Genomic DNA, 25,278 nt, shown 5'->3' on the forward strand with positions numbered 1-25,278 from the left:
GGACCTGGTGGTGATCGGCAATGCCATGTCCCGCGGCAACCCGGCGGTCGAGTACGTGTTGAACAAAGGCCTGCCGTACGTCTCTGGCCCGCAATGGCTGGCCGATCACGTGCTGCAAGGCCGCTGGGTGCTGGCGGTTGCCGGCACGCATGGCAAAACCACTACCAGCAGCATGCTCGCCTGGGTCCTGGAACACGCCGGCATGAGCCCGGGTTTCCTGATCGGCGGCGTGCCGCAGAATTTCTCGGTGTCGGCGCGTCTGGGCGATACGCCGTTCTTCGTGATTGAAGCCGACGAATACGACAGCGCATTCTTCGACAAGCGCTCCAAGTTCGTTCACTACCGCCCGCGCACGGCGATCCTGAACAATCTGGAGTTCGATCACGCGGACATCTTCCCTGATCTGGCGGCCATCGAGCGACAGTTCCACCATTTGGTGCGGACCATTCCGAGCGAAGGCCTGGTGATCCATCCGACCACCGAGCCGGCCTTGCAGCGCGTGATCGAGATGGGCTGCTGGACTCCGGTGCAAACCACCGGCGCCGGCGGTCAATGGCAGGTCAAACTGCTCAGTGAAGATGGCTCGAAGTTCGAAGTGATGTTCGAAGGCGTGGCTCAAGGCGTGGTCGAGTGGGACATGACCGGTCAGCACAACGTCGCCAACGCCTTGGCCACCTTGGCCGCCGCGCGTCACGTCGGCGTCGTGCCGTCGATGGGCATTGCGGCACTGAGCGCGTTCAAAAGCGTGAAGCGCCGGATGGAAAAAGTTGCGGAAGTCCGTGGCATCACCATTTACGACGACTTCGCCCACCACCCGACTGCCATCGCCACCACCCTCGACGGTTTGCGCAAGCGCATCGGCGATGCGCCGCTGATCGCGATCATCGAGCCGCGCTCCAACTCCATGAAGCTCGGTGCTCACCGCGATGGCTTGCCGGAAAGCGTGGTCGATGCCGATCAGGTGATCTGGTATTCGCCGGCCAACCTCGGTTGGGACCTGGGTGCCACGGCGGCATTGTGCACCGTGCCGTCGATTGTCAGCGATTCGCTGGAAGGCATCATCGAGCGCGTGAAGAGCCAGGCCCAGCCCGGCACTCACGTGGTAATCATGAGCAACGGCGGCTTCGGCGGCCTGCACGGCAAACTGGCCGAGGCGCTGCAATGAACAACGGTCCGGAACGCATCACGCTGGCGATGACCGGCGCTTCGGGCGCCCAGTACGGCTTGCGCCTGCTTGATTGCCTGGTGCGTGAAGACCGCGAGGTGCACTTCCTGATTTCCAAGGCCGCGCAACTGGTGATGGCCACCGAGACCGATGTCTCGCTGCCGTCCAAGCCGCAGATGATGCAAGCCTTCCTCACTGAATACACCGGCGCCGCCACCGGGCAGATTCGGGTGTACGGCAAGGAAGACTGGATGTCGCCGGTGGCTTCGGGCTCCGGCTCGCCAGCGGCGATGGTGGTGGTGCCGTGTTCCACCGGGACCTTGTCGGCGATCGCGACCGGGGCCTGCAACAACTTGATCGAGCGGGCGGCCGACGTGACGTTGAAGGAGCGCCGCCAGCTGATTCTGGTACCGCGCGAGGCGCCGTATTCGAGCATTCATCTGGAAAATATGCTCAAGCTGTCGAACATGGGCGTGACGATTTTGCCGGCATCGCCAGGCTTCTATCATCAGCCGCAAACCATTGATGACTTGATCGACTTCGTCGTGGCGCGAATTCTCAATCTGCTGAACATTCCGCAAGACATGCTGCCGCGTTGGGGCGAGCACCATTTGAGCAGTGATGAATAGGCTGCTGATCATTCTGCTGGCGGTGCAACTGGCGGGCTGCGCCACGGCGCGCACCCTCGATGCCGCCAAACCCGGGGCACCGGTGGTGTATTCGGGGACGCGTCTGGATTTGTATGCAATGAACGGCGGGTGCTGCGCCATGGACAGATTTGGCGCAGAAGCGCCGAGTTATCCCGGTGTTGATCTGCCGGCCAGTGCTTTGCTCGACACATTGCTGTTGCCGTTGTCGTTGTTGACGGTTTTAGGTGTTGGGTTTCAGGCGACCGGCGGATTATAGAAGAGCGCTTCGCGCTCTATTCGCGGGCGCTGCTGGATTACTTGCCTAACTTGCGCAATTCATCCGACTCGACAATCCGTACGCCATCCTGCTCTTCCAGCGCCAGGCGCCACATGGCGCGGRCCAGTTGGCAGGCTTCGATGCCGTGGTATTTGCCCGGAATCAATTTCGACAACGGACCGGCAACCCGTTCGGCCAGTCGCGGCTCGGCGCGATCGCCCAGCAACAGCGAAGGCCGGCAGATGGTCAGCTGCGGCCAATTCTGCGCGCGCAATGCGTGTTCCATCTCACCTTTAACCCGGTTATAGAAAATCGGCGATCTGCGGTCGGCCCCCAAGGCACTGATCACGATCAGGTGCCGTGCGCCCATTTCCCGGGCACGTTTGGCGAAGGCCACGACCATGTCCAGGTCCACCGCGCGAAACGCTTCCTCGGAGCCGGCTTGCTTGATCGTGGTGCCAAGGCAGCAGTAGGCGACGTCGACGCGACCGTTCAATTGCGGCAGAAACACAGTCGGGTCACCGACCGGGTTTTCCAGGTGAGGATGTTCGGCCAGTGGCCGGCGTGAGGGGGCCAATACGCGTGCGATCGTTGGCTCGTTGAGCAGACGGTCAAGCAAATGTTCACCGGTTAACCCGGTAGCTCCGGCAAGCAATACATGCTGAGGCGTCAAGTACATAGTTATTCCCCCTTGATACTGTTCAGCTTAGTTGCTCTTTTCATCCTTGCTGATAGAGACACTTTGCAATGCCTTTCGTGCCTGCTGCTTGCGTAACAATTGCCAATGGGCAAGCACGGCTTTCGGCGCCCAGATCTGTGGTTCGGAAGCTTCGAAGCTGTCGGCCAGCTCACGCTCGGCCACGGTGGCGCTGGCCCGTTTGAAGGCTTGCTCCAGATCGTCGGTCTGGTTCAGCGCCTGGGCGAACAGTGCGTCGCCGAAATAGGTGAAGTTGGCTTCTTCCGAGCACCCGAAGGACACCCGGTCGGCGCGCGAGGCGGTCATGATCAGGGTGTGTTCATCCTTGAGGGCAGGGATGAAGCCGCCGGAATAACAGGACGAAATCACGATAATCTTGTCGCGCTTCTTCAGGGGCGCGAGGACGGCGGCGAGTTCGTCGGCCGGCAGGTCGGCCAGCTCCATGCGTGGCTGGTCGAGTACCAGCTCGTGTTCACTGGAGCCATGGCTGGTCAGGTAAATGAACAGCAAGTCCTCCGGACCACTGCGCTCGGCCAGGGTCTGGGCGGCGCGGCGCAGGTTTTCCCGGGTGGCCATCGGCCGGTCGCCGAGGTGGTCGCGATGGTTGACCAGGCGAATCTGGCCGAAAGCGCCGAAACGGCTGGCGAGCATGTTGGCGACGTAGTCGGATTCGCGCAGGAACACGCTCTGCTTGCCGTCACCGCCCAGGGTCAAGGTGTACAGTTCGACCGCCGGAGTCGAGGCCGGCACGTTGGCCAGTGCTTCGTCGAGCAAGCGGCCCTGGGCCAGCAAGCCGAGTTCCAGGGTGTCGGGCAGCAGCTTGCCGTCGGCGTCGCGCACGCGCTGGCTGTTGATCCAGGTGCCGCTCAGCACTGTGCCATCGGTCAGTACCAACGTGCCTTTGCCCTGATAGTTGTCGCCGTCGAACTGGCCGATATAGAAACTGCCATCGGCCAGGTTCAAGCGGCCCTGACCGGTAAAACGCCAGTCGCTGAACTGACCGATGTAATGACTGCCATCGGCGCCGATCAACTCGCCCTTGCCGTTCAGCACGCCTTCCTTGAACTGACCGATCCAGACATCGCCATCGGCGTTTTCGTAGCGGCCCTTGCCATGCAATTGATTGTTCTTGAACCCACCGACGTAGATATCGCCATCGGCGCTGTTGAAAGTACCGTTGCCTTCCAGTTGGCCATCGACGAAGTGCCCGGTGAACTGATTGCCGCTGGCATCGCTGCGCTGGCCTTCGCCGTTGGGTTTGCCGTGGGCGAACTGACCCTGGTACTGGCTGCCGTCTTCGAGTTCCAGACGACCGAGCCCTGAATATTGGTCGGCCTTGAATTCGCCGCGATAGGTCATGGCGTTTTCTTTGAGGGTGCCTTCACCGTCCCGTCGACCGGCCTTGAAACCGCCGGTGTAGCTGCTGCCGGTGGTGGTCAGCGTGCCCTGGCCGTCGAACAGCCCCTGCTGGAACTGCCCGCGATAGACCTCGCCGTTGCTGCCGTGCCATTCGCCCTGGCCATGCCATTGGCCTTTGTCGAAGTGACCGGCATACCAGCTGCCGTTCGGGTAATCGATGCGACCCTCGCCTTGCAGCAGGCCGTTGACCAGATCACCACGATAGCGTCCGCCATCCGGCAGGCGGGCGTCGGGGGGCAACAGCGATTCGCCATCGCCGCAAGCGGTGAGCATCAGGGTCAGGGCAAGGAGTGCAAGTGAGCGCATAGCGGGATCCGGGCAATTAGGCGACGGAGTATGCCGCAGCTATGTGTCGCATTTATAGAGACACGGCACAGACACAGCGCGAAACAGCATGAGCTGCTTCGCAATCAGGCATGTGTCAGACGAAGCAGAGGGACAATGGCTCGGCGATATAGGCCGGTTTGTCCGATCCTTCGATTTCAAGCGTAGCGGTGGCCTTGAGCAGCCATTGGCCGGGTTTCTTCTCGGTGACGTCGTTCATGTCGACCTTGAGTCGAACCCTGGAATTAACCTTCACAGGCTGGATGAAACGCACGCTGTCCAGGCCATAGTTGACCACCATCTTCGCGCCTTCGGGCAGGATGAGGATGTCTTCCATCAGTTTGGGGATCAGCGACAACGACAGGAAACCATGGGCGATGGTGCTGCCAAAAGGCGTTTGCGCGGCTTTGACCGGGTCGACATGGATGAACTGATAATCGCCTGTGGCTTCTGCGAACAGGTTGATGCGTTCCTGGTCGATGGTGAGCCATTGGGAACATCCGAGTTCCTTGCCGACATAATCTTTGAGCTCTGCAACTGGAACATAGGGCATTGAGACTCTCCTTGGGTTCATCGGATTTATAGTTTTTCGAGTGGGGGACTTGACCTCCCTGCGAACCACTTTAGATCAACATGACAAATTGCTCCGGTCAACTGACCATGCTTTTGGCGAATGCCGACTCATAGCGTGCTTATAATGTCGGGCCCCTTCTTGGTGGGGGAGAGCGCGGGAGAGGATGGATGTTGTTACGTGGCCTGACCTGGCTGGTGCTGTTTCAATTGCTCGGCACAGCCCTCAATCATCTGTTTTTGCCGGTGCTGCCGGGGCCGATCATTGGCCTGCTGTTGCTGCTGGGGTATCTGATCAGCCGCGGTCAAGTCGGCGAACCGCTGAACCTTGCGGCCAGCAGCCTGTTGCGTTATTTGCCGTTGCTGCTGGTGCCGCCGGCCGTGGGCGTGATGGTCTACGCCACTGACATTGCCGCGGATTTCTGGGCGATCACCGGTGCGCTGGTGTTGTCGTTGGTGCTGTCGATGGCCTTCGCCGGGGTGCTGATGCAGCGCCTGGTCAAGCGTCACGCCCATTCCGAGGACAGCCAATGATGTTCGATTGGCACGGCGCCTGGGCGTCGGTGATTCATCATCCGCTGTTCGGCATCGGCATTACGCTGGGCGCGTATCAATTGGTGCTGGCGGCGTTCGAGAAAACCCGCTGGATTTTTCTGCAACCGGTGCTGGTCTCCATGCTGCTGGTCATCGGCGTGCTGGTCAGTTGCGGCCTGAGTTACGTTGAGTACCGCAAGAGCACCGAGATCCTCAGTATCTTGCTCGGGCCGGCCACCGTTGCGCTGGCGGTGCCGCTGTACCTCAACCTGCGGCGGATTCGACAGTTGTTCTGGCCGATATTTACTACGCTGGTGATAGGTGGCGTGGTCGCCACGGGCATGGGGGTGCTGCTGGGTTGGTGGTTCGGCGCCGAACACATGATCCTGATGACCATGGCCCCCAAGTCGGTGACCTCGCCGATTGCCATGCTGGTGGCGGAGCAGATTGGTGGCGTCGCGGCGCTGGCGGCGGTGTTCGTGTTGATTACCGGGGTGATCGGAGCGATCTTCGGGCCGAGTCTTTTGACTCGTCTCGGTGTCCACAGCCCGGAGGCCCGCGGTATGGCTCTGGGCATGACCGCCCATGCGGTCGGCACGGCGGTGGCCATGCAGGAAAGTGAGGAGTGCGGCGCCTTCGCGGCGCTGGCGATGAGTCTGATGGGCGTGGCCACGGCGGTATTCCTGCCGTTGGCGGTGTCGATGGTGGTGTAAGGAAATGTCTATGAGTCTGCCGCTTTTTCCGCTGAACACGGTGCTGTTTCCGGACYGCATCCTCGACTTGCAGATTTTCGAAGCACGCTACCTGGACATGATCGGCCGTTGCATGAAACAGGGCAGCGGCTTCGGCGTAGTGTGTATTCTCGAGGGCGAAGAAGTCGGCATCGCTCCTGAAGGCTACGCGCGGGTGGGGTGCGAGGCGCTGATCACCGATTTCCATCAGCAGGACAACGGCCTGCTGGGCATTCGGGTAAAGGGCGGGCGGCGTTTTCACGTGGTGCGCACCGAGGTGCAGCGCGACCAGTTGATCGTCGCCGAAGTCGAGTGGCTCAAAGATGAACCTGAGCAACCGCTACAGGATGAAGATGCCGACCTGGTCGCGCTGCTCAAGGCCTTGGCGGAACACCCGATGGTCGAAGCACTGAGCATGGGCACCGAAGCGACGGGGCAACAGTCGCTGGCCAATCAGTTGGCGTATCTGTTGCCGTTTTCCGAGGTGGACAAGATCGACTTGCTGCAACTCGATGATCCGCAGCAACGGCTGGATGCGATTCAGGCGTTGCTGGATGAACTGCAGGGTGAGTTGTTTGCCTGATGTCCACTGAAAGATCGCAGCCGCTACAGGTGCGATCTTTCAATCCTCAATATGCATACCGCAACAAAGCTTGCGGCAAATGCCGCAACACAAAGAAGCCGAACAACGCCAGCAACGACGGCAACACCAGCCACCAGACCTTGGGTGGCATGGCGTTGAGCGGCACCTGGCGTTGCGTCAGCCACAGGCTCGCCGCACACACGCATGCCGCCAGCATCGCGCCGGCCAGTACATCGGTAGGCCAGTGCGCCCCCAGGTAAACCCGCGACAGGGCAATCGCCAGCGCCGGCAAACAACCCAGCAACAACCAGGTCAGGCGCATTCGCGGCGGTTGTCCGCGGCCAGCCAGCACCGCTAGCGTCAGAAACAGCGCGAACGAGCCCGAGGCGTGGCCGCTGGGCATGCTATAGCTGGTCAGTGGATCGCTCAGCACTTCCGGGCGAATGCGGGCGAAAAAGTGCTTGGTTGCCGTGTTGCCCAGCGCGGTGAAAAGCAACGTGCTGCCGGCGAAGATCGCGTGCCGCCATTGTCGCGTCAGCAACAGCAGGGCCGTCAACAGGGCGCTGATCATAAACATGTTGCGGAACTCGCCAATCAGCGTGAACACCACGGCTACTTCATCGAGCATCGGGCTGCGGTGTTCCTGCACCAGGGTCATCAACCCTTGGTCGAGGGCGGTCAGGTGCGGATAGCCGATGAACAGTCCCGCCAGAATTAGAAAACTCATGCCGGTGATCAGCATCGTCGCCTTGCGATGGCGGCGCATGCTGCTGGTAATGCTCAAGCCCACCATGACGGCGATGCTGCCGGCAACGATTCCGGCCTCGGGCCAGAACCCTTCGGGCAATGGCAAGCGAATCGCCGCGCCGGTGGCCCAGCCGGGCAGCAGATAGGCAACGCTCCAGCCCGCGGCGGCCAACAGGCTGACGGCGGCGAAGCGGGGGAAGGGCATATCGAACATACCTGCGACCATCGGCAGCATTGGTCGCAACGGGCCGATAAAGCGTCCGACTAACAGGCTGGCGATGCCATAACGCTGAAAATACGCTTCGGCCCCGGCGATCCATTCCGGATGATGGCGCAACCCCGGCAGGCGCCGGATGTTCTGGTGGAAATGTCGTCCCAGGAAATACGAAACGATGTCGCCCAGCACGCCGCCGAGGAAACCCAGCAGCAATGTTTCACCCAGCGACAGTGCGCCACTGCCGGCCAGTACTGCCGCGGCAAACAACAACACCGTACCGGGTACGATCAGCCCGGCAATCGCCAGGCACTCCACACACGCCACTACGAACACTGCCATGGCCAGCCACTGCGGATTGACCGTCAGCCAACCGATCACGCTATCGAGCCATGGGCCCATAAAAACAACTCCATCGAATGTTCACTTGGCCCCAAAGGGATGAATCTCCCAAATGCTGAACGACCGCTCCCACTGGGATTCCCGTTTGCCCGGGCACGTTTCAAGTCAGCAAAAAATAATCACGCCCTTCGACCTGACCCCGACGCATCGGATTGCGAGTGCAGTACGGCGCGTAAGCCGCATCGACGAAACGGTACATTAAATGTTCGTCGCGCCCCTGGGGGATGCCCAGGCGTGTGGTCTGGATGATATGGCCGGGCGCAGGCCCGATGTCTTCCACCAGCAGCACTTCATGGTCAAAACGCTTGGCGTCCCAGACCGGCACCTTCAGCCCCAGCGCCTTGCACAGCAACGTCTGCCCGGCGCACAGCTTTTGCGAGGGGCGAGGGCGGCCCTGGGCGTCGGGATTGTTCAGCAGCATCTGCGCCAGGCTGGCTGGCCCGCTCAGTTCATCGACCCATGGATAGGCGGATTTGATCAGCACCGCATTGCCCGGACCTTGGGCACTGAAGTTCAGGGAATCGCCGCCGCGGGCGTAATACATATAGATGTGGCCGCCATCCAGAAACAAAGCCTTACGTTTTTCTGTGTAACCCAGGGAGGCGTGGCTACCCTTTTCTTCGCAGTAATAGGCTTCGGTCTCGATGATCCGGGCGCTGAGCCACAGGTCGTCGACCCGGTGGCGGATGATTTTGCCCAGCAGATCCCGGGCCAGCGTTTGGGCGTCGCGGTCGAAAAATGCATCCGGCAGAGCCTTGGGCGGGCGCGTTTCGGACGCACGAACAGTCAGGTTAGTCATGATGAACAGCGATTATCAGGGCTGATTGAGTCGTGATGATAACAATATGCAACTTAATCACGGCTGAACGTCGGCAAATTGCCCTCCATTTCGACCATCCGCCCGTCACCGCTGTTAGTCGGGGGGCGCGACAGCTATAATCTGCCGCTTTATTCTTTACCAAGCCTAGCAAAGACCATTACAGACCATGACTGAGTCCGTTCTTGACTACATGACCCGTTTGGGTCGCGCCGCCCGCGAAGCTTCCCGCGTGATCGGCCGTGCCAGCACCGCGCAGAAAAACCGCGCCTTGCAGGCGGCCGCCAATGCGCTGGATGCTGCGCGCGCCGAGCTGACCGCAGCCAATGAACTGGATTTGGCCGCTGGCCGCACCAATGGTCTTGAGCCGGCCCTGCTGGAACGCCTGGCGCTGACCCCGGCGCGCATCGACGGCATGATCGTCGGTTTGCGTCAGGTCGCGGCCTTGCCGGACCCGGTCGGCGCGATCCGCGACATGAGTTACCGGCCGTCGGGCATTCAGGTCGGCAAGATGCGCGTGCCGTTGGGCGTGATCGGGATCATCTACGAATCCCGGCCTAACGTGACCATCGATGCTGCCAGCCTGTGCCTGAAGTCCGGCAACGCGACCATCCTGCGTGGCGGCTCCGAAGCGATTCACTCCAACCGCGCCATTGCCGCCTGCATCCAGCGCGGCCTGGCCGAGGCCGATCTGCCGGCCGCGGTGGTGCAAGTGGTCGAAACCACCGACCGTGCCGCCGTCGGCGCGCTGATCACCATGCCCGAATACGTCGACGTCATCGTGCCCCGCGGCGGCCGTGGCCTGATCGAACGGGTCAGCCGCGATGCCCGCGTGCCCGTCATCAAGCACCTGGACGGCATCTGTCACGTCTACGTCAGTGCCCACGCCGATCTGCCGAAAGCCCAGCGCATCGCATTCAACGCCAAGACTTACCGTTACGGCATCTGCGGCGCGATGGAAACCCTGTTGGTCGATCAGGCCGTCGCCAAAGAGTTTCTGCCGGCGATGGCTGCCCAGTTCCGCGAAAAAGGCGTCGAGCTGCGCGGTTGTGAGCGCACCCGGGCGATCATCGAGGCCGTCGCGGCCACTGAAGAAGACTGGACTACCGAATACCTGGCGCCGATCCTCTCGATCCGCGTGGTCGACGGGCTGGACCAGGCCATCGAGCACATCAACCAGTACGGCTCCCATCACACCGACTCGATCGTCAGCGAAAACCTGGCTGACACCCGGCGTTTCGTGGCTGAAGTCGATTCGTCCTCGGTGATGATCAACACCCCGACCTGCTTCGCCGATGGCTTCGAATACGGATTGGGTGCCGAGATTGGCATTTCTACTGATAAGCTGCACGCCCGCGGCCCGGTGGGCCTCGAAGGTCTGACCTGCGAGAAGTACATCGTGGTCGGTGACGGTCAGCTGCGCGGCCAGGAGTCGCTCTGACTTGGGCGACCTCGACCCGTCAGCCCCAGTGACCGCCAGCGAGCCCCGGCCTCGACGCATTGGCGTACTGGGCGGGACCTTCGACCCGGTGCACATCGGCCATTTGCGCGGTGCGCTGGAAGTCGCCGAATCGCTGGCTCTCGATGAGTTGCGTCTGACACCCAGTGCCAGGCCGCCCCATCGGGACAAGCCGCAGGTATCGGCGAAGGACCGTCTGGCGATGGTCAAGTGCGCGGTGGCCGGTGTGGCACCGTTGGTGGTGGATGCCCGCGAATTGCAGCGGGACAAGCCGTCCTACACCATCGACACCCTGGAACTGATGCGCGCCGAACTTGCCGCTTCAGACCAGGTTTTTCTACTTTTGGGCTGGGACGCATTTTGCGGCCTGCCCACTTGGCACCGCTGGGAAGAGTTGCTCCAGCATTGCCACATCCTGGTGCTGCAACGCCCGGATGCCGACAGCGAACCGCCGGATGCCTTGCGCAACCTGCTGGCAGCACGTTCGGTGAGCGACCCGCTGGCCCTCAAAGGGCCGAGCGGACAGATTGCATTCGTCTGGCAGACACCGCTCGCGGTATCCGCCACCCAGATCCGTCAACTGCTGGCCAGCGGTAAGTCGGTACGTTTCCTGGTGCCCGACGCGGTCCTGGCCTACATCGATGCGCACGGACTTTACCGTGCGTCGAACTGAAAAAGGGCGCGCTTCAAGGCACGTGAATGCGTGTATCGAAGCGCCCGAACATACGAGCAAAACGAGTTTTATATGACTGACAAAGACGTAAACAAAGTAAAGCGCAAGGGCACATTCAAGAGCGCACCGCTGCCAGTAGAAGCACCAACTGGCGCGCCACTGGCCGGCGAAGAGCTGGTCAAGGTTGCCGTAGCGGCCCTGGAAGACGTCAAGGCCCAGGACATCCAGGTGATCGACGTTCGTGAAAAGCAGAGCATCACTGACTACATGATCATCGCCACCGGTACGTCCAACCGCCAGATCGGCGCGATGCTGGACAAGGTCCGCGAAGCCGTCAAAGCCCAAGGCGTCAAGCCGCTGGGTGAAGAAGGCAAGGGCGACAGCGACTGGGTGCTGCTGGATATGGACGACGTCATCGTGCACATGATGACTGCCTCGGCGCGCCAGTTCTATGACCTGGAACGCCTGTGGGCCGGTGCCGAGCAAAGCCGTTCTGCCAGCGCTGCACACCACAGCCCTGAGAACACCCATGAGCATTTCACCAAGCTCAACAAAGACCAGCAATAAGGGAACGCTGTGCGACTGCGACTGATCGCCGTCGGTTCACGCATGCCCAAGTGGGTGGAAGAAGGCTGGCATGAATATGCCAAGCGTCTTCCTTCCGAGCTGGCGCTGGAACTGGTGGAAATTCCGCTCAACACCCGCGGCAAGAACGCCGACGTGGCGCGCTTTATCCGTCAGGAAGGCGAAGCCATGCTGGCCAAGGTCGGGCCGAACGAGCGCGTTGTCACCCTCGAAGTCCACGGCAAGCCCTGGAGCACCGAGCAACTGGCGGTCGAACTCGATCGCTGGCGGCTGGACTCGCGCACGGTGAATTTCATGGTCGGCGGCCCCGAGGGGCTGGCGCCGGAAGTCTGTGCCCGGGCGGATCAACGCTGGTCGTTGTCGCCGTTGACGTTGCCGCACCCGTTGGTGCGGATTCTGATCGGTGAACAGCTGTATCGTGCCTGGACAGTGCTGTCCGGCCACCCTTACCACAAGTAGTTCTGCCCTCATGTCCCAGCCGATCCGCATCAAGGACCACGAAAAAGACGCCCGTCTGGTGCGTGGCCGCGTCGTGTTCGGGGCTATTACGGTGGTGACGCTGATCGGCGTGCTGATCGCGCGGCTGTATTTCCTTCAGGTGATCCAGTACGAGTACCACTCGACCCTGTCGGAAAACAACCGCGTCCATGTGCAGCCGATTCCGCCGACTCGCGGGCTGATCTACGACCGCAATGGCGTGGTGGTGGCCGACAACCGGCCCAGCTTCAGCCTGAGCATGACCCGTGAACGCTCCGGCGACTGGCAGCAAGTGCTCGACGTGATCGTCGAAGTGCTGGAGCTGACGCCCGAGGACCGGGTGATCTTCGAGAAGCGTATGCGTCAGGGGCGTCGGCCGTTCGAGCCGGTGCCGATCCTGTTCGAGTTGACCGAAGAGCAGATCGCCCGCATCGCGGTGAACCAGTTCCGTCTACCCGGTGTGGAAGTGGTCGCGCAGCTGGTTCGTCACTATCCGCAGGGCGCGCACTTTGCGCACTCGGTGGGATATATGGGGCGGATCAACGAGAAAGAGCTCAAGTCTCTGGACCCGGTGAGTTACAGCGGTACCCATCAAATTGGCAAAACCGGCATCGAGCGCTTCTACGAGCCCGAATTGCACGGTCAGGTCGGTTACGAAGAAGTCGAGACCAACGCCCGTGGCCGTGTGCTGCGGGTACTCAAACGTACCGAGCCGATTTCCGGCAAGGACATCGTCCTGAGCCTGGACATCAAATTGCAGGAAGCTGCCGAAGCCGCGCTTGGCGGTCGCCGTGGTGCGGTGGTAGCGCTGGACCCGAAAACCGGTGAGGTGCTGGCGATGGTCAGCCAGCCGAGTTTCGATCCGAACCTGTTCGTCACCGGCATCAGTTTCAAGGCCTACTCCGAGCTGCGTGACTCCATCGACCGGCCACTGTTCAACCGCGTGCTGCGCGGTCTGTACCCGCCCGGTTCGACCATCAAGCCAGCGGTGGCGATTGCCGGCCTGGATGCGGGCGTGGTCACGGCGTCGACCCGGGTGTTCGACCCGGGCTACTACATGCTGCCCAACTACGATCACAAGTACCGCAACTGGAACCGTACCGGTGACGGCTTCGTCGATCTCGACACGGCGATCATGCGTTCCAACGACACCTACTTCTATGACCTGGCGCACAAGCTGGGGATTGATCGGTTGTCGTCCTACCTGAGCAAATTCGGCATTGGCCAGAAGGTCTCCCTGGATATGTTCGAAGAGTCGCCGGGGCTGATGCCGACACGGGAATGGAAGCGCGTGACCCGTCGTCAGGCCTGGTTCCCGGGCGAGACGCTGATTCTGGGGATCGGTCAGGGCTACATGCAGTCCACTCCGTTGCAACTGGCGCAGGCCACGGCACTGGTGGCCAACAAGGGTGTCTGGAATCGTCCGCACCTGGCCAAGACCATCGAGGGCGAGAAGCCGAAGGATGAACATCCGATGCCGGACATTATCCTGCGCGACCCGTCGGACTGGACCAAGGTCAATCACGGTATGCAGCAGGTAATGCACGGTGCCCGGGGTACGGCGCGCAAGGCGTCGATCGGCGCGCAATACCGGATTGCCGGCAAAAGTGGTACGGCCCAGGTGGTTGCGATCAAGCAGGGCGAGAAGTACGACCGCTCCAAGGTGCAGGAGCGCCACCGCGACCACGCCTTGTTCGTCGGCTTCGCGCCGGCCGACAACCCGCAAATCGTGGTGTCGGTGATGGTCGAGAACGGCGAGTCCGGCTCCGGCGTCGCCGCGCCGGTGGTGCGTCAAGTGATGGACGCCTGGCTCCTCGACCAGGACGGACGACTGAAAGCCGAATACGCCAGCCCTATCAGTGCGGAGGCTACGGCCCGTGAAGAATAATTTCGATCGCATGCTCTCCAGCGAGGATGTGATGCGTCGCCGTGCGACGCTGTTGCAACGCCTGCACATCGACGGCCCGCTGCTGATCCTGCTGCTGACCCTCGCCGCCGGCAGCTTGTTCGTGCTGTATTCGGCCAGCGGCAAGAGCTGGGATCTGCTGGCCAAGCAAGCCACTTCCTTCGGCATCGGTCTGATATCGATGATCGTCATCGCCCAGTTCGAACCGCGCTTCATGGCCCGCTGGGTGCCGCTCGGCTATGTGGTCGGCGTGATCTTGCTGGTGGTGGTGGACGTCATGGGCCATAACGCCATGGGGGCCACCCGCTGGATCAATATCCCCGGGGTGATCCGCTTCCAGCCCTCGGAATTCATGAAGATCCTGATGCCGGCGACCATCGCCTGGTATTTGGCCAAGCGTTCCTTGCCACCCCAGCTCAAGCACGTGGGGATCAGTCTGGTGCTGATCGGTGTCCCGTTCATTCTGATCGTGCGTCAGCCCGACCTCGGCACTTCGTTGCTGATCCTCGCCGGTGGCGCATTCGTGCTGTTCATGGGTGGCCTGCGCTGGCGCTGGATCCTCAGCGTGATCGCCGCCGCCGTGCCGGTGGCCGTGGCGATGTGGTTCTTCATCATGCACGACTATCAAAAGCAGCGAATCCTGACCTTCCTCGACCCCGAGAGTGATCCGCTGGGCACGGGCTGGAACATCATTCAGTCGAAAGCGGCCATCGGTTCCGGTGGCGTGTTCGGCAAGGGCTGGTTGCTCGGTACCCAGTCGCACCTGGATTTCCTGCCAGAAAGCCACACCGACTTCATTATTGCGGTCCTGGGTGAAGAGTTCGGCCTGGTCGGTATCTGCGCGCTGTTGCTGATTTACCTGCTGTTGATCGGTCGCGGGCTGGTGATTACCGCCCAGGCCCAGACGTTGTTTGGCAAATTGCTTGCGGGCAGCCTGACCATGACGTTTTTTGTTTACGTTTTCGTCAACATCGGTATGGTCAGTGGCCTGTTGCCGGTGGTGGGGGTGCCGTTGCCGTTCATTAGCTACGGAGGAACTTCGCTGGTGACGCTACTGTCAGCGTTTGGGGTTTTGATGTCGATCCATACCCATCGCAAGTGGATCGCGCAGGTTTGAATAAGGTGAAGATTTCAATGCAAGTAATGCGTGGCTGGGCGACTCGATACGCACCGTGGGTCGGCCTGGTGAGCATCCTTGGTTCCGTGCAGGAAGCATTGGCCGGCGATTACGAAGGCTCACCCCAGGTGGCCGAGTTCGTTGGTGAAATGACCCGTGACTACGGCTTTGCCGGTGAACAGCTGATGGGCGTGTTCCGCGAAGCCGAGCGCAAACAGTCGATTCTGGACGCGATCTCCAAACCCGCCGAACGCGTCAAGCAGTGGAAAGAATATCGCCCGATGTTCATCACCGACGCGCGCATCGCCCGTGGCGTGGACTTCTGGCGTCAGCACGAGGCGGTGCTGGCTCGCGCCGAGCAGGAATACGGTGTGCCGGCGCAGGTGATCGTCTCGATCATCGGCGTCGAAACCTTTTTTGGTCGCAATACTGGCAATTATCGGGTGATCGACGCCTTGTCGACCCTGGGTTTCGACTATCCTCCCCGTGCTGATTTCTTTCGCAAGGAGTTGCGTGAATTCCTGCTGCTGGCCCGTGAAGAGCAGGTCGACCCGTTGACCCTCAAAGGCTCCTATGCCGGAGCCATGGGCTTGCCGCAATTCATGCCGAGCAGCTTTCGCGCCTATGCGGTGGATTTCGACGGTGACGGCCACATTAATATCTGGAACAACCCCGATGATGCCATCGGCAGCGTCGCCAGTTATTTCAAGCAACACGGCTGGGTCGCCGGCGAACCTGTGGTCAGCCGTGCCGATGTGCGCGGCGATCAGGTGGACGAGGGGCTGACCGACGGCATCGAACCGACGAAAACCGTCGGGGAGTTGCGGGCGCTGGGCTGGTCGAGTCATGATGCGCTGCGCGATGATATGCCGGTCACGGCTTTCCGCCTGGAAGGTGACAATGGCCCTGAATACTGGATGGGCCTGACGAATTTTTACGCGATCACGCGTTATAACCGCAGCGTGATGTACGCCATGGCCGTACATCAACTGTCTGAACAGCTGGTCCAAGCACGGGGCGTCAAGTAATGCGGGCATTGCCTATGAATAAACCCCTGAAGCTCATGGCATTCGCCGCGTTGGCGGTGCTGGTCGCCAGTTGTTCGACCAGCCGCTCACCGACTCAGAAGTCTTCCACCGCCGTTCGWTCGGCCCCCGGCCTGGACATCAACCGGGCGCACAAGGATGGCGCACCCTGGTGGGACGTCGACGTATCGCGCATCCCGGATGCCACGCCGACCCTGCACAGCGGTCCTTATAAAGCCAACCCGTACACCGTGCTGGGCAAGACCTACTTCCCGCTGCAGGAATCCAAGACCTACGTCGCGTCGGGCACGGCGTCCTGGTATGGCACCAAGTTCCACGGCCAGAACACCGCCAACGGCGAGGTGTATGACCTGTATGGCATGAKCGCCGCCCACAAGACCTTGCCACTGCCAAGTTACGTTCGGGTGACCAACCTGGACAACAACAAGACGGTGATTCTGCGGGTCAATGACCGTGGGCCGTTCTATTCAGACCGGATCATCGACTTGTCCTACGCGGCCGCCAAGAAGCTTGGCTACGCTGAAATCGGCACGGCGCGGGTCAAGGTCGAAGGCATCGACCCGCAGGAATGGTGGGCGCAGAGAGGTCGTCCGGCGCCGTTGATGCTCAACGAGCCGCAAGTGGCGCAAAATGCCGCGCCGACCATGACCGCTTCCACTGGCACCGTCGAGCAATGGACGCCACCGCCGCAGCAACACGCCGCGGCCGTTGTGCCCGTGCAGATCGATGCAAAAAAAAACGCTTCTGTACCAGCCTCTGGCCAGTATCTGCAGGTGGGCGCGTTCGCCAACCCGGACGCTGCAGAGCTCCTGAGATCGAAGCTCAGCGGGATGGTGAGCGCTCCGGTGTTCATCAGCTCGATCGTGCGTAACCAGCAGACTCTGCATCGGGTGCGCATGGGGCCGATCGGCTCTGCGGGTGAAATCCAGCAGGTGCAGAACAGCGTGCGGCTGGCCAATCTCGGTTCACCGAGCCTGGTCAGCGCCGAGTAACACGTAGTACTTGATTGACGGTTCGCTTGCAGTTTTGGGGGGCGAACCGGGTTGTTGGCTCGTTGAAGAACAAAAGCCCGGCAAGGGTTACAGAGTGAGCAACTGAACACGTGACAGCTTTTTGAAAAGTTGTCTGATTAGTTTTGCCCTAGGGCAGTTTCCATTAGCGATTTCGAGAGACGGATGAACATCACCACCTTTGCCAAACGCCTGTGCCTGCTAGTCCCGCTGCTTCTCTCTCCCGCGGCTTTCGCGGTCGAGATGATGCCGTCGCCACCGCAATTGGCCGCCAARGCCTACGTACTCATGGACGCCAGCAGCGGCAACGTGCTGGTAGAGAACAACGGTGACCAGCGTCTGCCGCCGGCCAGYCTGACCAAGCTGATGACCGCGTATATCGCGACCCTGGAAATCCGTCGTGGCCAGATCGGCGAAAACGATCCGGTGACCGTCAGCGAGAACGCCTGGCGTACCGGTGGTTCGCGGATGTTCATCAAGGTCGGCTCGCAAGTTACCGTCAGCGACCTGCTGCACGGCATCATCATTCAATCGGGCAACGACGCCAGTGTTGCGCTCTCCGAGCACATCGCCGGCAGCGAAGACGCATTCGCCGACCTGATGAACAAAACCGTTGCTGATCTGGGCATGACCAACACCCACTTCATGAACCCGACCGGTCTGCCGAACCCGGAGCACTACTCGTCGGCTCACGACATGGCCGTGCTGGCTCGCGCGATCATCCACGAAGACCCGGCTCACTACGCGATCTACTCGCAGAAAGAGTTCTTCTGGAACGGTATCAAGCAGCCTAACCGCAACCTGCTGCTGTGGCGCGACAAGACTGTCGACGGTCTGAAAACCGGTCACACCGACGAAGCCGGCTACTGCATGGTGTCTTCGGCCGTACGTGATGGCATGCGTCTGATCGCCGTGGTGTTCGGCACCAACAGCGAAGTGGCTCGTGCTGCCGAAACCCAGAAGTTGCTGACTTACGGTTTCCGCTTCTTCGAAACCCAGACCTTCTATCAGAAAGGCGCCGAGCTGGCTCAGGCACCTGTCTGGAAAGGCACCACCAATCAAGTCAAGGCCGGCCTGGCTGAAGACCTGACTATGACCTTGCCAAAAGGCCAGCTGAAGAAGCTTGCTGCCAGCATGACCATGAACCCGCAACTGGTTGCACCCATCGCCAAGGGCGACGTGATCGGTAAAGTCGAAGTGAAACTGGACGACAAAGTGGTGCACAGCGCCGACCTGATCGCTCTGGACGCAGTCGACGAGGGTGGTATCTTCCGCCGCATGTGGGATAGCATCCGTCTATTCTTCTACGGCTTGTTCAACTGATAGTGTGCACCTGCATGGCCCCACGCTGATCCGGCGTGGGGCCTTGCTGTCGCCACGGCTTACGCTTACGAGGCCGTTACGCCATGACCGATACCGAAGTARAGGCGCCTAAGATCGAATTCCCCAACGTTGATTACCCGGTTAAGGTGATCAGCGATACGGGTGTGGGCAACAAAGACAAGATCATCGAGATCGTCAAGAAACACGCGACGATCAACCATGACCGCGTTGATGAGCGCCAAAGCACCAACGGCAAGTACACCACGATTCAGTTGCACATCGTCGCCACCGACCAGGACCAGCTGTACAACATCAACAGCGAACTGCGGGCTACCGGCTTCGTGCACATGGTGCTGTGATGCCTGGCACGCTGGGCTTTCGCGAACTTGGCCAGATGGCTTACGAGCCAGTCTGGCATGCCATGCAACGCTTCACCAACGAACGCGGCAGCGATGCCGCCGACGAGATCTGGCTGGTCGAGCACCCTCCGGTGTTCACCCAGGGCCAGGCCGGCAAGGCTGAACACCTGTTGCTGCCAGGCGATATTCCGGTGGTGCAGGTCGACCGCGGTGGGCAGGTGACCTACCACGGTCCGGGCCAGTTGGTGGCCTACCTGTTGCTGGATGTGCGCAAGCTGGGGTTCGGCGTGCGTGACCTGGTCAGCCGCATGGAGCAGTGCCTGATCGAGTTGCTGGCCAGTTACGGCGTGACCGCATCCGCCAAGCCGGATGCACCGGGTGTCTATGTCGATGGCGCGAAAATCGCGTCCTTGGGTCTGCGGATCCGCCACGGTTGTTCCTTTCATGGCCTGGCCCTGAACGTGGATATGAACCTGGAACCGTTTCGACGGATTAATCCCTGCGGCTATGCCGGGCTGGCGATGACCCAGCTGCGCGATCACGCAGGACCGATTGAATTTGCCGAGGTAAGTGCCCGGCTGCGCGCGCAGCTCGTCAAACACCTCGACTATGCTGAGCAGACGACCCTAACGGGCGGAATCGATTGATATGACTACTGATGCAGTGCAAACCATGATCCCGACGCTCGATGTCACCGAGCGTCCGGCCCCGCGTGCCAAGGTTGAAGCCGGCGTCAAGCTGCGCGGCGCCGAGAAGGTTGCACGCATCCCGGTGAAGATCATCCCGACCACCGAACTGCCGAAGAAACCTGACTGGATTCGCGTGCGCATCCCGGTTTCCCCGGAAGTCGACCGCATCAAGGCCTTGCTGCGCAAACACAAGCTGCACAGCGTTTGCGAAGAAGCATCCTGCCCGAACCTGGGCGAGTGCTTCTCCGGCGGCACCGCGACCTTCATGATCATGGGCGATATCTGCACCCGTCGTTGCCCGTTCTGCGACGTTGGCCATGGTCGTCCGAAGCCACTGGACGTGAACGAGCCGGAAAGCCTGGCCATTGCCATCGCCGACCTGAAACTGAAATACGTGGTCATCACCTCGGTAGACCGTGACGACCTGCGTGACGGTGGTGCCCAGCACTTTGCCGACTGCATCCGTGAAATCCGCAAACTGTCGCCGAACGTACAGCTCGAAACCCTGGTCCCGGACTACCGTGGCCGCATGGACGTCGCACTGGAAATCACCGCCGCCGAGCCGCCAGATGTGTTCAACCACAACCTGGAAACCGTGCCGCGCCTGTACAAGGCTGCGCGTCCGGGGTCGGATTACCAGTGGTCGCTGACCCTACTGCAACGCTTCAAGCAGATGATGCCGCACATTCCGACCAAGTCCGGCCTGATGCTGGGTCTGGGCGAAACCGACGAAGAAGTCATCGAAGTCATGAAACGCATGCGCGAACACGACATCGACATGCTGACCCTGGGCCAGTACCTGCAACCGTCCCGCAGCCACTTGCCGGTCCAGCGCTTCGTGCACCCGGACACCTTCGCCTGGTTTGCCGAGGAAGGCTACAAGATGGGCTTCAAGAACGTCGCTTCCGGCCCGCTGGTACGCTCCTCGTACCACGCCGACGAGCAGGCGAAGCTGGTCAAGGCCGAATTGATGTCGTCCTGATTCCGCGCTGAGAAAAGAGCACGCCCGCAAGGTTAGTCCTTGCGGGCRTTTTCATTGGCGGTGCCCACATCCTCTGCAGGCTTTTCCTGCAAGCCGTGGTGCGACTGACCCTCTTTTGTTTATTCCCGTTCCTGACTACTGTGTGCTGAAGCATTCACACAGGGAGAATCATGGATGACTGCTCGACCGACCCACACCCTTTGTCCTCACGTCCCTGTTCCGGCCTTGCCGCCTGCAGGGCTGATCGGCGTCATTGCGCCTGCCGGCCCCGCTGCCCTGGACACCGGTAAAGCGATTGCCTGGATGCGCGCTCGCGGCTATTCGCTGCGAGTGTTCCCCGGTGTTTACGAGAAAGACGCCTACCTGGCCGGCAGCGACGATGTGCGGCTCAATGACTTGCACGCGGCATTTACCGACAGCGAGGTCGACGCCATCATCTGTTTGCGTGGCGGTTACGGTACGCCGCGTTTGCTCGATCGGATCGATTTCGAGTTACTGCGCAACAATGCCAAACCGTTCATCGGCTATAGCGATATCACTGCACTGCATCTGGCAATCAGCCGTTATGCGGGTTTCGTGACGTTTCACGGCCCGATGCTCAATGCTGACCTGCTGGGTGACAAGCAGAAACCCACCGAGTCCTCGTTTTTCAACATGTTGCGCGGGCAAGTGACGGCGGACAGCGTGCTGGCGCACCCTGTGGCCTACCCGTTGACGACCGTCTCGCCAGGCATTGCTCACGGGCGTTTGCTGGGGGGCAATCTGTCGATGATCGCCGCGACCATGGGCACGCCTTACGAGATCGACGCCGAGGGCGCCATCCTGTTCATCGAAGACATCAACGAGCCGCTTTATCGCATTGATCGGCTGCTGACCCACTTGCGTCTGGCCGGCACGCTGCACAAGTTGCGCGGGGTTCTGGTGGGGGATGTGGCGGGCGTGGACACCATCGCGCTGGAGGGCTTGCTCAAGCAGACCTTCGCGTCGTTGCGCATACCCGTGCTGGCGGGGTGGCGCAGCGGGCATTGCGATCCGAACCTGACGTTGCCGATGGGGGCACTGGTCAGGCTGGATGCGGGGAGCAAGACGTTGGTGTTGGAGCAGGATGTGGTGATCAAGTAACAACACATCGCAAAAAAGATCGCAGCCTTCGGCAGTTCCTGCAGGTGTACACAAAACCCTGTAGGAGCTGTCGAAGGCTGCGATCTTTTGCTTTTAGCGGTTACGCAAACCTTCGAGCAACTTGTGCGTAGGGTACCCATCCGCCGGCCAGCCAAACGACTGCTGCGCGCTGCGGATTGCTTTACGGGTATTGGCGCCGATGATGCCGTCGGGGGTGCCGGCGTCATAGTTCCGGGCGCTCAGCAGGGTTTGCAGCTCGATTCGCTCGGTACGGCTCAGCGGCAAGTCATCTTTTGGCCATAGACCGTTGATCAGGCCACCGCCATTGAAGCGCTCAGACAACAAGCTCACGCCCAAGGCGTAGGACGAAGAGTTGTTGTACTTGAGGATTGCGCGGAAGTTATCGAAGATCAGGAATGCCGGGCCGCGATAGCCTGCCGGCAGGAGCAGGGCGGCCGACAGGTGTTCGGAACCGGCCGGAACCTGGACACCATTGGGCAGGGTGACCCCCAGTTGCTGCCACTCGGCGACGCTTTTGCGAATCGCGCCATCGGCCAGGACGTAATTGAAGCTGCTCGGCAGTTGGACTTCGAAGCCCCACGGCTGGCCTTTCTGCCAGCCAGAGCTTTGCAGGTAGTGCGCGGTCGAGGCCAGTGCATCAGCGGCGCTGTTCCAGATGTCACGGCGGCCATCGCCGTCGAAGTCTACGGCGTGGGTGTTGTAGGTGGTCGGGATGAACTGGGTCTGGCCCATGGCGCCCGCCCAGGAGCCGAGCATTTTCTCGGGTTCAATATCACCCTGTTGCAGGATTTGCAGGGCAGCGATCAGCTGCGCATGAGCAAAGCCTGGGCGTCGACCTTCATAGGCCAGGGTTGCCAGGGAGTTGATCACAGACTTGTTACCCTGGAACTGACCGAAGTTACTCTCCATGCCCCACACCGCGACCAATGCCTGACGGTCGACGCCATAGCGCTGTTCGATGCTTTGCAGGATATCGGCGTACTGGCTGACCAGTGCCTGACCTTTGCGTACCCGCAGCGGCGACAGCGCGCCATCGAGGTATTCCCACACCGGACGAGTAAATTCCGGTTGGCTGCGGTCGGCACGGATCACGCTGGCGTCCAAGCTGACATTGGCAAAGGCACGGTCGAACAGGTCGGCGCGAATGCCGGCGGCGAGGGCGTCTTTGCGAAAGCCCGCCTGCCATTCGGCAAAGGTCTGGGTGGGCTGGATGTCGAGATCCTCACCAGTCGGAACCACTGGCGGAACGACCGCAGGGGCCGTGGCAACGGCTTGGGTTTGAAGCGGCTGGGCGTCGGCGGCGGTGGGTTTTTCCGCGCAGGCGACAAGCAGAACGAGGCTGGAGGCAGCTATCAATTGGCGAAGGTGCCAACGACGGGAAAGACAAAGGGGCATGCACAGGTCCAGAGGATACGAATCAGGTGCAGACCTTAACATGTTGAGCGATGGCTTGCCTTTCAGGCTGCCAGAAAGTAAGAAGCCTCCCAGCTATTAGACTGGAAGGCTTCGCGGCGGTAGCTGCCTTTGCCCTTGCCGGCTCGTTCCTGACGGCTGCGGAACAGTGGCTGGGCGATGATGGATTTGGCCTTGTTGGGGCCATGCTTGGATGGCTTTTTACTCATGATGATCTCTCGCAAGTGAGTGGATTTTGCGGGACAAATCATCGGCCGAAGTTGGGGTTCTGTCTAGTCCCTGGGATATGTAGGAAATGATGGCTTGTGGCGAGGGAGCTTGCTCTCGTTCGGCTGCGGAGCAGTCGTAAAACCGTTTCGGGGTCGCTTCGCAACCCAGCGGGAGCAAGCTCCCTCGCCACAGAGGTTGGTGCAGGCTGGAAAACAGGTTATTCGGCAGGCAACGACAATCTCTGCCCAGCCATCAACAACGTCAACCGGCTCAAACTCATCCAGGGTGAACCCGCCGCCTGGCCTTTGATCTGCGCGTCGATGCGCTGTGCTTCAAGCAGCAATTGCGCCCAGCGTTGTGCCGAGTAGCGTTGCAGTGCCTTGCTAATCAGTGGTTTGCGCTTGTCCCAGACCGGCGGTCGGGCCTGGCTGAAGGCTTTGTCCAGCGGCACGCCCTGGCTGTATTGCAGCGACAGGTTGGCCAGCAGGCGCAGTTCACGGGCCAGCGCCCAGAGAATCACCGGCGGTTCGACGCCTTCGCCGCGCAGCCCTTCGAGCATGCGCAGGGCATGAGCGGCTTCGCCGTTGAGGATCGCGTCGGTCAAGCCGAAGACGTCGAAGCGCGCGCTGTCGGCCACCGCCGCTTGCACGGTTTCGACGGTGATCTGACCACCTTCGGCCATCAGCTTGAGCTTTTCGATTTCCTGGGCGGCAGCCAGCAAGTTGCCTTCGACCCGAGCGGCGATCAGTTCGACGGCGTCCTGGCTGGCGGAAAGCCCGGCCTGGGACAGTCGTTGACGAATCCAGCTCGGCAACTGGTTGGTGTCCACGGGCCAGATTTGCACGAACTGAGTCTGCGGACCTTCGACCAGCGCCTTGCCCCACTTGGTTTTCTGCGCACTGCCATCAAGCTTGGGCAGGCTGATCAGCAGTAGCGTGTCTTCTGCCGGGCGCGAGCAGTACTCGATGAGCGCGGCGGCGCCTTTGTCACCAGGTTTGCCGGAGGGCAGGCGCAGTTCCAGAAGACGTTTTTCGGCGAACAGCGACATGCTTGCACCAGCCTGCAGCAGCGTACCCCAGTCGAAACTGGCGTCGGCGGCGAAGACCTGGCGTTCATCGAAACCTTGTTGGCGAGCAGCGGCGCGAATGGCGTCGGCGGCTTCCTGGCACAGCAGTGGGTCATCGCCACTGATGATGTAGACCGGCGCAAGAGCGCCTTGCAGGTGTTTACCGAGTTGGGCGGGGGCGAGTTTCATAAGAGGAGGCGAACGGGGCGCCTGAGCGCCCCGTAAGTCTTATTGCTGCGGCAGTTCGACAGGCGACTGACGCGGAGTCTCCGCTTCAGCCTTCTGCGCTGCTTCCAGCGCGGCGGCTTCAGCCTTGGCCCGGGCGTCGGCGGTCTGTTGCAGCTGCTCCAACTGAGTCGGAGTGAGCTGTTGCAGACGCAGCATCATGCGTTGAACCAGTTCACGACGAGTCTCGCGGCGGGCATCGTTGGCTTCCTGGTCGGAACCTACCAGGTTGTTGCCATCGTGGATGAACACCTTCTGCACTTCAAGCTTGTCGCTCAGCAGTGGCAGGCCACCTTGACCACGGATGTCGTAATTGAGCACGGTGTTCACCTGGTACTCGCCAGTACGGCCGGCACCGGCATAGCTGAGGATGCGCTGGCTTTCCTGCTCATCGGTCAGCACCAGTTTGTAAGGTGCGCCGCTGTAGACCCGGACGCCGCTGCTTTCCAGTACCTGACGCAATTGTGTCACGGTTTCGCCGTAGGC

The 25,278-nt window shown here is 61.0% G+C and carries 28 protein-coding genes; 19 read left to right on the forward strand and 9 right to left on the reverse strand.

Annotated elements, in window-relative coordinates; genetic code table 11:
* The 3 genes from mpl to AC1DLB_RS00750 all read left to right on the forward strand — a co-directional run.
* A partial coding sequence (gene mpl, locus AC1DLB_RS00740; protein ID WP_477784484.1) for a UDP-N-acetylmuramate:L-alanyl-gamma-D-glutamyl-meso-diaminopimelate ligase occupies positions 1-1,165 on the forward strand: 1,165 nt, incomplete at its 5' end.
* Positions 1,162-1,794 (forward strand): flavin prenyltransferase UbiX, encoded by a 633-nt coding sequence (ubiX, locus tag AC1DLB_RS00745; protein ID WP_018925740.1) that lies wholly within the window; start codon positions 1,162-1,164, stop codon positions 1,792-1,794. The genes mpl and ubiX, both read left to right, overlap by 4 nt.
* Positions 1,787-2,071: a YceK/YidQ family lipoprotein gene (locus tag AC1DLB_RS00750; RefSeq protein ID WP_018925741.1), complete on the forward strand. Its 285-nt coding sequence runs from the start codon at positions 1,787-1,789 to the stop codon at positions 2,069-2,071. Before ubiX ends, AC1DLB_RS00750 begins: the two co-directional genes overlap by 8 nt.
* Positions 2,072-2,108: 37 nt before the next feature.
* Here AC1DLB_RS00750 and AC1DLB_RS00755 read toward each other — a convergent pair whose 3' ends face one another.
* From AC1DLB_RS00755 to AC1DLB_RS00765, 3 genes are all read right to left on the reverse strand, one after another.
* A complete protein-coding gene (locus AC1DLB_RS00755; RefSeq protein WP_477784485.1) occupies positions 2,109-2,750 on the reverse strand; it encodes an oxidoreductase in 642 nt (213 codons plus the stop codon).
* Between the two features lie 27 nt (positions 2,751-2,777).
* Positions 2,778-4,493 carry a C13 family peptidase gene (locus AC1DLB_RS00760; protein WP_018925743.1) on the reverse strand — a complete coding sequence of 572 codons (1,716 nt, stop codon included), beginning with the start codon at positions 4,491-4,493 and terminating at the stop codon, positions 2,778-2,780.
* Between the two features lie 115 nt (positions 4,494-4,608).
* Positions 4,609-5,064, reverse strand: a complete 456-nt coding sequence (locus AC1DLB_RS00765) for a MaoC family dehydratase (protein ID WP_018925744.1) — start codon at positions 5,062-5,064, stop codon at positions 4,609-4,611.
* Between the two features lie 188 nt (positions 5,065-5,252).
* Here AC1DLB_RS00765 and AC1DLB_RS00770 point away from each other — a divergent pair, with 188 nt between their 5' ends.
* Genes AC1DLB_RS00770 through AC1DLB_RS00780 form a run of 3 tightly spaced genes read left to right on the forward strand, consistent with a single transcriptional unit; the run spans position 5,253 to position 6,929 of the window.
* A complete protein-coding gene (locus AC1DLB_RS00770; RefSeq protein WP_064620620.1) occupies positions 5,253-5,615 on the forward strand; it encodes a CidA/LrgA family protein in 363 nt (120 codons plus the stop codon).
* Complete coding sequence (locus AC1DLB_RS00775) at positions 5,612-6,328, forward strand: LrgB family protein (RefSeq protein ID WP_018925746.1); 717 nt, start codon at positions 5,612-5,614, stop codon at positions 6,326-6,328. The genes AC1DLB_RS00770 and AC1DLB_RS00775 overlap by 4 nt, the downstream gene beginning before the upstream one ends.
* Positions 6,329-6,338: 10 nt before the next feature.
* Positions 6,339-6,929, forward strand: a complete 591-nt coding sequence (locus AC1DLB_RS00780) for an LON peptidase substrate-binding domain-containing protein (RefSeq protein WP_477784486.1) — start codon at positions 6,339-6,341, stop codon at positions 6,927-6,929.
* 46 nt (positions 6,930-6,975) lie between these two features.
* Here AC1DLB_RS00780 and AC1DLB_RS00785 read toward each other — a convergent pair whose 3' ends face one another.
* On the reverse strand, positions 6,976-8,292 hold the full coding sequence (locus AC1DLB_RS00785) for a bifunctional DedA family/phosphatase PAP2 family protein (RefSeq protein WP_086945941.1): 1,317 nt from the start codon (positions 8,290-8,292) through the stop codon (positions 6,976-6,978).
* Between the two features lie 100 nt (positions 8,293-8,392).
* On the reverse strand, positions 8,393-9,091 hold the full coding sequence (locus tag AC1DLB_RS00790; protein ID WP_064620614.1) for a DNA-3-methyladenine glycosylase: 699 nt from the start codon (positions 9,089-9,091) through the stop codon (positions 8,393-8,395).
* Positions 9,092-9,278: 187 nt separating this feature from the next.
* Between AC1DLB_RS00790 and AC1DLB_RS00795 the strand changes: the two genes are divergently transcribed.
* From AC1DLB_RS00795 to AC1DLB_RS00855, 13 genes are all read left to right on the forward strand, one after another.
* Positions 9,279-10,550, forward strand: a complete 1,272-nt coding sequence (locus AC1DLB_RS00795; RefSeq protein ID WP_064620611.1) for a glutamate-5-semialdehyde dehydrogenase — start codon at positions 9,279-9,281, stop codon at positions 10,548-10,550.
* 1 nt (position 10,551) lies between these two features.
* Complete coding sequence (gene nadD, locus AC1DLB_RS00800) at positions 10,552-11,241, forward strand: nicotinate-nucleotide adenylyltransferase (protein WP_018925751.1); 690 nt, start codon at positions 10,552-10,554, stop codon at positions 11,239-11,241.
* Between the two features lie 72 nt (positions 11,242-11,313).
* On the forward strand, positions 11,314-11,808 hold the full coding sequence (gene rsfS, locus AC1DLB_RS00805) for a ribosome silencing factor (protein WP_019581345.1): 495 nt from the start codon (positions 11,314-11,316) through the stop codon (positions 11,806-11,808).
* 9 nt (positions 11,809-11,817) lie between these two features.
* Positions 11,818-12,285, forward strand: coding sequence for a 23S rRNA (pseudouridine(1915)-N(3))-methyltransferase RlmH (gene rlmH / locus AC1DLB_RS00810; protein ID WP_007937439.1), 468 nt, complete (start codon positions 11,818-11,820; stop codon positions 12,283-12,285).
* A gap of 10 nt (positions 12,286-12,295) precedes the next feature.
* Positions 12,296-14,191 carry a penicillin-binding protein 2 gene (gene mrdA, locus AC1DLB_RS00815; RefSeq protein ID WP_111454207.1) on the forward strand — a complete coding sequence of 632 codons (1,896 nt, stop codon included), beginning with the start codon at positions 12,296-12,298 and terminating at the stop codon, positions 14,189-14,191.
* 31 nt (positions 14,192-14,222) lie between these two features.
* Positions 14,223-15,326, forward strand: a complete 1,104-nt coding sequence (gene rodA / locus AC1DLB_RS00820; RefSeq protein WP_019650887.1) for a rod shape-determining protein RodA — start codon at positions 14,223-14,225, stop codon at positions 15,324-15,326.
* 17 nt (positions 15,327-15,343) lie between these two features.
* A complete protein-coding gene (gene mltB, locus AC1DLB_RS00825; protein ID WP_086945938.1) occupies positions 15,344-16,354 on the forward strand; it encodes a lytic murein transglycosylase B in 1,011 nt (336 codons plus the stop codon).
* The gene (locus AC1DLB_RS00830) at positions 16,354-17,364 is read left to right on the forward strand and encodes a septal ring lytic transglycosylase RlpA family protein (RefSeq protein ID WP_477784487.1); all 1,011 of its coding nucleotides are present in this window, start codon (positions 16,354-16,356) and stop codon (positions 17,362-17,364) included. The genes mltB and AC1DLB_RS00830 overlap by 1 nt, the downstream gene beginning before the upstream one ends.
* Positions 17,365-17,547: 183 nt before the next feature.
* Positions 17,548-18,705 carry a D-alanyl-D-alanine carboxypeptidase family protein gene (locus AC1DLB_RS00835; protein WP_018925757.1) on the forward strand — a complete coding sequence of 386 codons (1,158 nt, stop codon included), beginning with the start codon at positions 17,548-17,550 and terminating at the stop codon, positions 18,703-18,705.
* Positions 18,706-18,788: 83 nt separating this feature from the next.
* Positions 18,789-19,064, forward strand: coding sequence for a DUF493 domain-containing protein (locus tag AC1DLB_RS00840; protein WP_477784488.1), 276 nt, complete (start codon positions 18,789-18,791; stop codon positions 19,062-19,064).
* Positions 19,064-19,711: a lipoyl(octanoyl) transferase LipB gene (lipB, locus tag AC1DLB_RS00845; RefSeq protein ID WP_007937425.1), complete on the forward strand. Its 648-nt coding sequence runs from the start codon at positions 19,064-19,066 to the stop codon at positions 19,709-19,711. Before AC1DLB_RS00840 ends, lipB begins: the two co-directional genes overlap by 1 nt.
* Before the next feature lies 1 nt (position 19,712).
* Entirely contained in the window at positions 19,713-20,735 is a 1,023-nt protein-coding gene (lipA, locus tag AC1DLB_RS00850; RefSeq protein WP_007946663.1) for a lipoyl synthase, read from the forward strand.
* A gap of 174 nt (positions 20,736-20,909) precedes the next feature.
* Positions 20,910-21,857 (forward strand): S66 peptidase family protein, encoded by a 948-nt coding sequence (locus tag AC1DLB_RS00855; RefSeq protein ID WP_477743846.1) that lies wholly within the window; start codon positions 20,910-20,912, stop codon positions 21,855-21,857.
* Between the two features lie 93 nt (positions 21,858-21,950).
* Here the strand turns inward: AC1DLB_RS00855 and AC1DLB_RS00860 are convergent, their stop codons facing one another.
* The 4 genes from AC1DLB_RS00860 to AC1DLB_RS00875 all read right to left on the reverse strand — a co-directional run.
* The gene (locus AC1DLB_RS00860) at positions 21,951-23,273 is read right to left on the reverse strand and encodes a lytic murein transglycosylase (protein WP_019650890.1); all 1,323 of its coding nucleotides are present in this window, start codon (positions 23,271-23,273) and stop codon (positions 21,951-21,953) included.
* A gap of 62 nt (positions 23,274-23,335) precedes the next feature.
* Positions 23,336-23,500: an alternative ribosome rescue factor ArfA gene (arfA, locus tag AC1DLB_RS00865; protein WP_003176285.1), complete on the reverse strand. Its 165-nt coding sequence runs from the start codon at positions 23,498-23,500 to the stop codon at positions 23,336-23,338.
* Between the two features lie 218 nt (positions 23,501-23,718).
* Positions 23,719-24,756 carry a DNA polymerase III subunit delta gene (holA, locus tag AC1DLB_RS00870; RefSeq protein WP_477743847.1) on the reverse strand — a complete coding sequence of 346 codons (1,038 nt, stop codon included), beginning with the start codon at positions 24,754-24,756 and terminating at the stop codon, positions 23,719-23,721.
* Between the two features lie 39 nt (positions 24,757-24,795).
* On the reverse strand, positions 24,796-25,278 hold a 483-nt coding region (locus tag AC1DLB_RS00875), incomplete at its 5' end, for an LPS-assembly lipoprotein LptE (protein WP_477784489.1).

The organism is Pseudomonas sp. 05N434 (genome assembly GCF_056396965.1).

Bases quoted from the DNA above. Each gene is read 5' to 3' on its own strand.
- AC1DLB_RS00775 (WP_018925746.1), top strand. From the start codon at position 5,612: ATGATGTTCGATTGGCACGGCGCCTGGGCGTCGGTGATTCATCATCCG.
- mrdA (WP_111454207.1), top strand. From the start codon at position 12,296: ATGTCCCAGCCGATCCGCATCAAGGACCACGAAAAAGACGCCCGTCTG.
- AC1DLB_RS00790 (WP_064620614.1), bottom strand. From the start codon at position 9,091: ATGACTAACCTGACTGTTCGTGCGTCCGAAACGCGCCCGCCCAAGGCT.
- mltB (WP_086945938.1), top strand. From the start codon at position 15,344: ATGCAAGTAATGCGTGGCTGGGCGACTCGATACGCACCGTGGGTCGGC.
- AC1DLB_RS00785 (WP_086945941.1), bottom strand. From the start codon at position 8,292: ATGGGCCCATGGCTCGATAGCGTGATCGGTTGGCTGACGGTCAATCCG.
- AC1DLB_RS00855 (WP_477743846.1), top strand. From the start codon at position 20,910: ATGACTGCTCGACCGACCCACACCCTTTGTCCTCACGTCCCTGTTCCG.
- ubiX (WP_018925740.1), top strand. From the start codon at position 1,162: ATGAACAACGGTCCGGAACGCATCACGCTGGCGATGACCGGCGCTTCG.
- lipB (WP_007937425.1), top strand. From the start codon at position 19,064: ATGCCTGGCACGCTGGGCTTTCGCGAACTTGGCCAGATGGCTTACGAG.
- AC1DLB_RS00860 (WP_019650890.1), bottom strand. From the start codon at position 23,273: ATGCCCCTTTGTCTTTCCCGTCGTTGGCACCTTCGCCAATTGATAGCT.
- AC1DLB_RS00750 (WP_018925741.1), top strand. From the start codon at position 1,787: ATGAATAGGCTGCTGATCATTCTGCTGGCGGTGCAACTGGCGGGCTGC.
- holA (WP_477743847.1), bottom strand. From the start codon at position 24,756: ATGAAACTCGCCCCCGCCCAACTCGGTAAACACCTGCAAGGCGCTCTT.
- AC1DLB_RS00795 (WP_064620611.1), top strand. From the start codon at position 9,279: ATGACTGAGTCCGTTCTTGACTACATGACCCGTTTGGGTCGCGCCGCC.
- rodA (WP_019650887.1), top strand. From the start codon at position 14,223: ATGCGTCGCCGTGCGACGCTGTTGCAACGCCTGCACATCGACGGCCCG.
- AC1DLB_RS00770 (WP_064620620.1), top strand. From the start codon at position 5,253: ATGTTGTTACGTGGCCTGACCTGGCTGGTGCTGTTTCAATTGCTCGGC.
- lipA (WP_007946663.1), top strand. From the start codon at position 19,713: ATGACTACTGATGCAGTGCAAACCATGATCCCGACGCTCGATGTCACC.
- rsfS (WP_019581345.1), top strand. From the start codon at position 11,314: ATGACTGACAAAGACGTAAACAAAGTAAAGCGCAAGGGCACATTCAAG.
- arfA (WP_003176285.1), bottom strand. From the start codon at position 23,500: ATGAGTAAAAAGCCATCCAAGCATGGCCCCAACAAGGCCAAATCCATC.
- AC1DLB_RS00765 (WP_018925744.1), bottom strand. From the start codon at position 5,064: ATGCCCTATGTTCCAGTTGCAGAGCTCAAAGATTATGTCGGCAAGGAA.
- AC1DLB_RS00760 (WP_018925743.1), bottom strand. From the start codon at position 4,493: ATGCGCTCACTTGCACTCCTTGCCCTGACCCTGATGCTCACCGCTTGC.